General features: G+C 60.5%; 9 protein-coding genes. 4 read left to right on the top strand and 5 right to left on the bottom strand.

The features are described 5' to 3' along the window. The 4 genes from EN943_RS14860 to EN943_RS14845 form a co-directional block, all read left to right on the top strand. A partial coding sequence (locus EN943_RS14860; RefSeq protein ID WP_206522758.1) for an FAD-binding oxidoreductase occupies nucleotides 1-590 on the top strand: 590 nt, incomplete at its 5' end. 554 nt (nucleotides 591-1,144) lie between these two features. Continuing rightward, on the top strand, nucleotides 1,145-1,348 hold the full coding sequence (locus EN943_RS14855; protein WP_013533227.1) for a CsbD family protein: 204 nt from the start codon (nucleotides 1,145-1,147) through the stop codon (nucleotides 1,346-1,348). 545 nt (nucleotides 1,349-1,893) lie between these two features. Beyond that, nucleotides 1,894-2,217, top strand: coding sequence for a hypothetical protein (locus EN943_RS14850; protein ID WP_127413140.1), 324 nt, complete (start codon nucleotides 1,894-1,896; stop codon nucleotides 2,215-2,217). A gap of 79 nt (nucleotides 2,218-2,296) precedes the next feature. Then, nucleotides 2,297-2,722 carry a c-type cytochrome gene (locus EN943_RS14845; protein ID WP_127413138.1) on the top strand — a complete coding sequence of 142 codons (426 nt, stop codon included), beginning with the start codon at nucleotides 2,297-2,299 and terminating at the stop codon, nucleotides 2,720-2,722. Here the strand turns inward: EN943_RS14845 and EN943_RS14840 are convergent. From EN943_RS14840 to coxB, 5 genes are all read right to left on the bottom strand, one after another. Next, nucleotides 2,694-3,932, bottom strand: a complete 1,239-nt coding sequence (locus tag EN943_RS14840; RefSeq protein WP_164778201.1) for a cytochrome c — start codon at nucleotides 3,930-3,932, stop codon at nucleotides 2,694-2,696. The genes EN943_RS14845 and EN943_RS14840 overlap by 29 nt on opposite strands. A 236-nt stretch (nucleotides 3,933-4,168) precedes the next feature. Next, nucleotides 4,169-4,510, bottom strand: coding sequence for a hypothetical protein (locus EN943_RS14835; protein ID WP_127413136.1), 342 nt, complete (start codon nucleotides 4,508-4,510; stop codon nucleotides 4,169-4,171). Nucleotide 4,511: 1 nt separating this feature from the next. Further along, entirely contained in the window at nucleotides 4,512-5,114 is a 603-nt protein-coding gene (locus EN943_RS14830; protein ID WP_013533222.1) for a cytochrome c oxidase subunit 3, read from the bottom strand. After that, a complete protein-coding gene (ctaD, locus tag EN943_RS14825; protein WP_127413135.1) occupies nucleotides 5,111-7,051 on the bottom strand; it encodes a cytochrome c oxidase subunit I in 1,941 nt (646 codons plus the stop codon). The genes EN943_RS14830 and ctaD overlap by 4 nt, the downstream gene beginning before the upstream one ends. After that, nucleotides 7,048-8,019, bottom strand: a complete 972-nt coding sequence (gene coxB / locus EN943_RS14820) for a cytochrome c oxidase subunit II (RefSeq protein ID WP_348630104.1) — start codon at nucleotides 8,017-8,019, stop codon at nucleotides 7,048-7,050. Before coxB ends, ctaD begins: the two co-directional genes overlap by 4 nt. Between the last annotated feature and the right edge of the window lie 108 nt (nucleotides 8,020-8,127).

Here is an 8,127-nt window from a genome sequence, read left to right as displayed (position 1 = left end):
GTCTCTGGAAAGCTTCCGCGGGAGATTTCTCGGTGAAAGGGCGAATTGTCGTCAACGCGGCAGGTGCCTGGGCCGGAGAGGTCGGCGACATGGTCGGCGCTGGCCCGATCGGGCTGGTGGCGAAGCGGCGCACCGCAATCATCGTCGACGGACCTCCAGGGCTGGACATCGCCAGAATGCCTGCCGTCGACTACGTCGCCGCCGATGCCTACATCAAGCCGGACGCCGGCAGGATCATGGCATCACCGGGCGACCAGACGCCTATTGAACCGCAGGATGTCCAGCCTGACGAATGGGACGTAGCAGTGCTCGTCGATTGGCTGCAGCGCGAGACGCTGGCAACCGTCAGCCATATTGCCAAGAGCTGGGCGGGCTTGCGCTCCTTCGTAACCGACCAGGCACCAGTGCTGGGCTACGATGCTGTGGCGCCCGACTTCTTCTGGCTTGCAGGCCAGGGCGGTTATGGAATCATGATGGCCCCCGCCTTGGGCCGCGCCGCGGCCGACCTGATTGTTTCGGGATGTCTGCCTGCCGACCTGCTCGCGAATGGACTATCCGAGAGGGATATTTCGCCGGCGCGTTTGGCGTAGCCGTAGTGGGTTTCCTGGTTGGAGCGGCGACGGTACTTTTTGGAGACGGCTTGGGTGCACCGTCTGCGGCGATTTCCTCTTTAAAATCAAAAGCGTAACTTTTTGACAGTCTCTATGTCGAAGTTCGCATGGCGCTGAAAAATATTTTGCAGTGATTTCAATGGCTTATACGCTATTTGGACATCGAGTGGGAGTAGGGGAATGGCGGCAATCGTGTGTTATCGCCCCCGCTGGACTTAGCGCTGATTTTTCGCCTGCTCGATTGCCTTACCTTAACAACCTGCCAGCACTCAAACGTGGTCGGGCACGAATGTAAAGCATCGTCGGAACCGTTTAGAGCCTTGGGCGTATAACGGCGTGCAAATAGGCGGGTTTGAGCGAACGACGATGGCTCGGCTGCAAGTGTGGCTCGGACGTACGTTGCGGACCGCAAGGTGCGATGACTTTCCGTCAACCGATTTGGCATCGGGCAGCGCGCTGGCTATTTCCAGGAACATCCTTGACTGGATTGCGTTTCCTATTCCGGACCTTTCCAAAACAGGGAGAACGGTGTCATGGACTGGAACCGCGTGGAAGGAAACTGGAAACAGGTGAAAGGCAAGGTCAAGGAGCAGTGGGGTAAACTCACCGATGACGACCTTGATCGCATCGCAGGTAAGCGCGATCAACTCGAAGGCAAGATCCAGGAGCGTTACGGCATCGAAAAAGACCGTGTGCGGCGCGATGTCGACGATTGGTACGGACGGCAGGGTTGGTAGGCATGTGAGCCCCGGCTGTCGCCAGCTCCAGGACGCCACCCAGTCCGGCAGGACCATGCAGGCGCTGAGCCTCGCCGTCAGCTGAATTTTGTAGCAAGGATTTCGTACTGTGGCAGAAAATATCTCTCGCAAGCAAGAGCAACGGGGGACAAGAAGAATTGTCATGTGGGCGATCGCAGTTATCGTTGTGATTTTTCTTGTTCTACTGGCTACATTCGTGTTCGGACCGTTGATATGACTTCCATGGCGATGATTGGAGCTATCTCCGATCCGGGGAGGATGATCGGGTGTTGGTCGGGGACACGGGCAGCGGCCACCAGTGAGCAACTGTATAAGTTTCAGGCGGGGGCATGCGGCTAACGCTGCTTCCGCGGCCGCCAAAGCGGCGCACCTATCGACCGCTGGAGCGCAGCCAACCACTTCTGCCGGTCTGCAGTACCGGCACAAAAATCCGTTTCACAAGAATTTTGCTGAACGCGATTTCGCCGGGAACATATCAGGAAACGATTGGTTTGGTGGCGGTACACCCAACCAGGAGATCCACCATGATCGTCAAACTTCTCTCCGCTGCTGTGCTCGCGCTCACATTGGCCGCGTCGGCAATGGCGCAGTCGAATGGTTCCGGCTCCAACACTGGCACCGGCTCGAACAACGACACCGGCGCTACGTCTGGAAATACCAGTGGCAACAGCGGCACCGGCTCTGGAACGTCCGTGAACCCTTCCGATCCGAGCACTACGAATTCGACAAATTCGACAACGAAATCAAGCGGGATGACTGACCGCTGCAAAGATTCGGCAGGCAACGATATCGACAACAACACCGCAACCGGCACGACAACATCGAATGTGCAGAACTGTAATAAATGAGCCGGCCCCTCAATCCGCTGCCGGACCAGTGCTTCGGCAGAATCCGGCAGCGCATTGAGCGCTGAGAGCTCTAGCGCAGATGAACCGGCAGGCCGCCAAGCAAGCGTCGCCCCAATTCTTGTGGTTGGCAGGAGCATCGGCGGCTGTCGTCATCGGTTTTGCCGCCTTTGCCAGCGGATCGGTTCGCAGCAACAGTCTGCGACAAACCACCATTGTGCAGGCCATCGGCGGCGACCCTGAACGGGCCGTGCCGGCCATGATCCGCAACGGCTGTGGCGGATGTCACGAAATCCCCGGGGTACCCGGCGCCCATGGCACCGTCGGTCCGTCCCTGCAGGGCGTTGTCGAAAGAGGATATATCGGGGCGTCGCGAGCCACCCCGGATGCGATGATGCGCTGGATCAGCAGGCCGCGGGACGTCGACCCGAAGACGGCCATGCCTAATACAAATCTGTCGCCTCAAGAGGCGCGCGACATTACCGCCTATCTCTACGCAAGAACATGAGGCGCGCTGAACTCATGCCACGGCGCAGGCGCCTTGCCAGCAGAAGCAGCAGCCCAAGCATCAACACGGCGGCACCCGCCACAAGTGATTGAGCCGCCAGAACCATGATTGTCTGGCTTGTTGTCGAGCCTGCCCGCATCTGGCGTACATCGGCCGCGGTGACGCTGACGTCGGGATTTCCGAACCGAGCGGTGACGTAATTTGCAAGGGCTGCCACCTGGCCATCGTCCAGCCAGCCGCCAAAGGCCGCCATCGACTTACGCCCCGCCACGTCGCCAGCTTTGACACCTTCAAGGATGGTCATGACGACATCCTCGGGCGTGGCCGCGCCGGGGGTGCTGTTGCGGGTCAACGACGGATAGGATCCGTCTGATGATCCGCCTCCGTTCGCCCCATGGCACGTCGAACAGAGCGATCGATAGAGATCATCGCCGGTTGCGGTCCCGCTGCCTTGCGTCATCCCTTTGGTTCCAGCATCGCCGTCGACCGTGGCTGCGTTACCCCATGAGAAACGCGGCTGCTTTTCGTCTCCCGGTTGGGCGGGCACGTCCCTGAGATAGACGACAATGGCCTGGATATCGTCATCGGAAAGATGTTGCAGGCTGTTCATGACCGTTTCCGCCATCGGCCCGCCTGCGTAGGCCTTCCCGGGCACGGCGCCGGTTTTGAGAAATCGAGACAGCTCTTCGTTGCTCCAGCCGCCGACGCCCGCGACCTTGTCGCTGGTGATGTTGAAGGCTTGCCAGATGCCGGCGGTGCCGCCGGCAAGCTTGTGGTCTTCATCCATGCCGAACGTCGCATTCCTTGGCGTGTGGCAGGCACCGCAGTGGCCGAGCGCCTCGACCAGATAGGCTCCTCTGTTCCATGCGGCGGTCCGGTTCCGATCGGGCGTGAAACTGCCGGTATGCAGGTTCGCGAGCTTCCACAGCGCAACTGTCCAGCGCTGGTTGAATGGAAAAGGCAGGATGTTTCGCGGCCGCGGCTGGGAGATCGGCGGCTGCGTCAGGAGGTAGGTCCGGATCGCAAGCACGTCCTCGCGGCTTATCGCGGCGAAGCTGTCATAGGGCATGGCGGGATAGAGATCGGTTCCATCGCGCCTGATACCTTTCTGCACGGCTCGCACGAACTCGTCTGCGGAGTAGCGTCCGATGCCCGTATCGGGATCAGGTGTGATGTTGGTCGAGTATACATCGCCGAAGGGTGTCGGCACGCGATAGCCACCAGCGAATGGGCGGCTCGGATTGGACGTGTGGCAGCCGATGCAGTCGGCTGCTCGGGTAAGGTTTTCACCCCTCTGGATTTCGCTTGCCCGCAGCTCAGTGCAAAGCGCCAGTGATGCCAAGATGAGCGCGACCGCCCGAGAGATGACGACTGGGAATGGAATGCCCATGACAGGCCGAAGCGTGCACCGGCGGCGGATGGCCAATCTCCAGGTCTTTGGCATCGTCACAGTTCGCACCCGCTGAAGATCAGCCCCGCCACCAGTTGCGCCAGCAAGATGAGCGTGAACAGCACCCCGATGCCCACGGAAGTCCTGGCAAGGAATGCGCGCGTGCGCGCCTTCAGCGGCGGAACCGTACCATGTCCGCGGTCATGAACGGCGTGCCACGACAGCTGCGCGCCTGCCAGGGCGACAGCGGCGCCTATCAATGAGAACAAGGCAGTGGGACGAAAGCCGGCGTGGCATTGCCAGGATGCAATGGAATAATCGAGCTGCAGCGTTATTGCCCACGCAACTGGTCCGCTGACCAGGCCTGCCCAGGAAACGCCGGTACGGATCGCCTGCATCTCACATTCTCGGAGCCCAATAAATAACAAGATAGAGCACGACCCATGAGACGACGACGAAGTCCCAGTAGAAAGCATTGTCCGAGACGTCGCTGAAGCGGCGGCCTGCCTTGCCTTTTTGCGTGAACATGAGAACCGCCAGGACGATCGTGTCGCCGACATCGGTAAGGAGATGCGTCGTATGCAGCCCGAGCAGGAACCAGACGATCGATCCGTAAGCGTTCTGATCCCAGGAAATCCGCAGAGCCGGAAATTCCCAGATGCGAACGATCAGCGGAAGAATGCCGACGATCGACATGACGACCATGCCAAGGCGAACTTTCGCCAGGTCCTGGCGACGTGCCCAAACCTCGATCATGTGGTTGGGCACGACGCTCGCAACCAGAATAACCAGTACTGCCGTCCCCGGCAGCAGATCTGGCGCAGGGGCCCCAATGGGCCAATGCCGGGCCAGCACGGCCAGATAGAAGTAAGTGCCTATCGCCAAGGCAAAACCGGTTGCCTCGAGGGCAATGAAGGCAAGGGTTCCCCACCACATCGGGCTCGCTGACCCGAAATCGTATGTGGGCAGGTGACTGACGTCGGCGACTGGGCGGTGCCTCATTCCTCGTCCTCCGGTTCGCCTTTCGGCCAGAACCAACAGATGAAGCCGATCGAAACCGGGATCGCTCCCCAGACCACCGCCCACGGCGTGTATATCGAACCGAGAAATGCGCCGCCGACCGCAATAGCCGACAGCAACGGCCAGATCGAGTTGTCAGCCGATGGCACCCTTATTTGCGGCACCGCATCGGCGACCGTGCCCGCGAGCACCTCGCGGGCGTCGACACGCAGACCTTCGACCACGGGGAGCATATCGGGCTCGGCCCAAAGCGGTTCGCGGTGAGTTACGACGGGCAGCCGCGAAAAATCGTAGGAGGGCGGCGGCGATGTCGTCGCCCATTCGAGCGTGCTCGCGCCCCAGGGATTGTCTCCTGCAATAGGGCCGTTGCGGAGGCTGAGCAGGATATTCAGGAAGAAAAGCGCAAAGCCGGCGAACACCACCAGCGAAGAGAGGCTGATGAAGAGGTTCATCTCGCCCCAGCCGCTCGCCGGCGGATACGTGTAAACGCGGCGCGGCATGCCTTGCAGACCGAGAATATGCATGGGGAAGAAGGTGAGATTGAACCCGAGGAAGACGAGCCAGAAATTCCAGCGGCCCAGCCTCTCGGACAGCATGCGTCCGGTGACCTTGGGAAACCAGTAATAAACGGCGCCGAGCAGGGGGAAGACGGCGCCCCCGACCAGCACATAATGGAAATGGGCAACCACGAAATAGGTGTCGTGCACCTGCAGGTCGAGCGGCACCGAGGCGACCATGACCCCGGTCAGGCCGCCGATCACAAAGGTGAAGATGAAGCCGAGAACGAAAAGCATGGGCGTGGCGAAGATTGGCCGGCCGCCCCAGATCGTCGCAATCCAGCAGAAGATCTGAATGCCGCTCGGAATGGCGATCATCATCGAGGAAGCGGTGAAGAAGCTCTCGCCGAGCTGCGGCAGGCCGGTAGCGAACATGTGGTGCACCCACAGGCCGAAGGAAAGAAAACCGATCGCGATCAACGACAGCACGATCCCGAGATAGCCGAAGACCGGGCGGCGAACGAAGGTCGGCAGGATCGCTGAGACGAAGCCGGTCGCCGGGATGAAGATGATGTAGACCTCTGGATGGCCGAAGAACCAGAACAGATGCTGCCACAGCAGTGCATCGCCGCCTGCAGCGGGATCGAAAAATTTTGTGCCGACCAGGCGGTCCAGGATCAGCATTGTGCTCGAGACCATCACGGCCGGCATGGCGAACAGGATGACGAAGGCCGTGACGAGGACGGACCAGACATAGAGCGGGATGCGGTCGAGCGACATGCCGGGAGCACGTTGTTTGAACACTGTGGCGATAATCTCGACCGCTACCGCGAGCGCGGACACTTCAGTGTAGGTCACCATCTGCGCCCAGAAATCGGGGCGCTTGCCGATGCCATATTCGGGTCCGGCGAGCGGTACGTAGGAAAACCAGCCGGCATCCGCACCGGTTTCGAAGGCGAAGGCGATCCAGATCATCAGCCCGCCGGAAAGATAGACCCAATAGCTGAATGCATTGAGCCGCGGAAACGCGACATTGCGAGTGCCGATCATCAGCGGCACCAGGTAAATGGCGAAAGCTTCCATCACCGGCACGGCAAACAGAAACATCATCGTCGTGCCGTGCATGGTGAACAGCTGGTTGTAGAGATCGGGACCGATATGGCCGGCCTCAGGCTGGGCAAGCTGGAAGCGCATGGCGAGCGCTGACAGACCCGCAAGGATGAGAAACAGGAAAGCCGTCACCATATAGCGCCGTCCGATCAGCTTGTGATCGACCGTGACCAGCCAACCGTAGAAGCCTTTCGGCGTTCGCCAGGCATGCGCCAGAAAGGCGCGCAGTCTCACCTGTTCGAGGCCGGTGTCACGGATGCCTCTCAGGGCCTCCTGAGTGTGCTCGGCCGGCTTTCCCGCAATGCCGCTCATTTGAGGCTTCCGAGATAGGTAACGACCGCGTTGAGATCGTCGGCGCTAAGAGCAATGCGCGGCATCTTGGCGCCGGGCTTTATCGACTGTGGATCGGCGATCCAGGCGGCGAGCGCGCCAGGGGTCATGGCCAGCGTATCCGCGGCCAGTGCATGTCGGCTGGCGAGATGGGTAAGATCAGGTCCGACCGTTCCGCTGGCAGGCGTGCCTCTTATCGTGTGGCAGAGCGCACAGCCGGTGGAAAGAAACGCCTGTTGGCCGCGGCGCTCTTCTTCGCCGCCAGGCGCGGATGCGACGGCGTTTTGCCTGGATTGCCATGCTTCGAACGCTTCGCGGCTTTCCGCGATGACGGTGATGGCCATATGGGCGTGCTGATAGCCGCAGAATTCGGCACACTGGCCACGATAGATGCCGGGCTTATCGGCGATGAGCGTAAGCTGGCTTGGCCGGCCCGGAATGAGATCGCGCTTACCGGCAAGGTTCGGCACCCAGAAGCTATGAATGACATCGAGCGAATCGAGTTCGACCTTGACCGGTTCGCCAACCGGGACATGGATTTCATTTGCTGTGACGATGGATTGCGAAGGATCATCTGCGGGATACCGGACCTCCCACCACCATTGGTGCCCTGTGATCCGCACGGCAAGCGTTTCCGTTCCGCTCAGCGAAGCAATGGATTTGCCGGCGAAAAAACTCGCTATCGTCATCATGACGAGCACCAGAACGGTCAACGCAATGGCGCTGCCGACAGCGCGGGCAAAGCGGCGCTCCCGATGCGAATCGATCTCGAGCGGCGAGCGCGTTGTCACGGACAAGCGGCGATGCAAAAGCGCCGCCGCCAAGACCAGCATGACAAGCAGCCAAGTGGCCACCGCGACGGCGCTGAAGGACCAGATCAGATCCAGGATTCTCCGGGCATTCGCACCATGTGCATGGAGGGCCGATTGCCTGTCGCCGCATCCTGCCAAGGCCAATATCGGCGCTGCGCTGATCGCCCTCAAACGCCGTTGCGCGACCGTTCCCGGAACAGTGCCAGGCAAGATTTGCGTTGGACATGAGGGGGCAAGCCACATTCG

It is taken from the genome of Mesorhizobium sp. M7A.F.Ca.US.006.01.1.1, assembly GCF_003997935.1.
GTDB lineage: Bacteria > Pseudomonadota > Alphaproteobacteria > Rhizobiales > Rhizobiaceae > Mesorhizobium.
The sequence above is the reverse complement of the archived record's forward strand: the minus strand, read 5'-3'. Positions and strand labels throughout refer to the sequence as shown.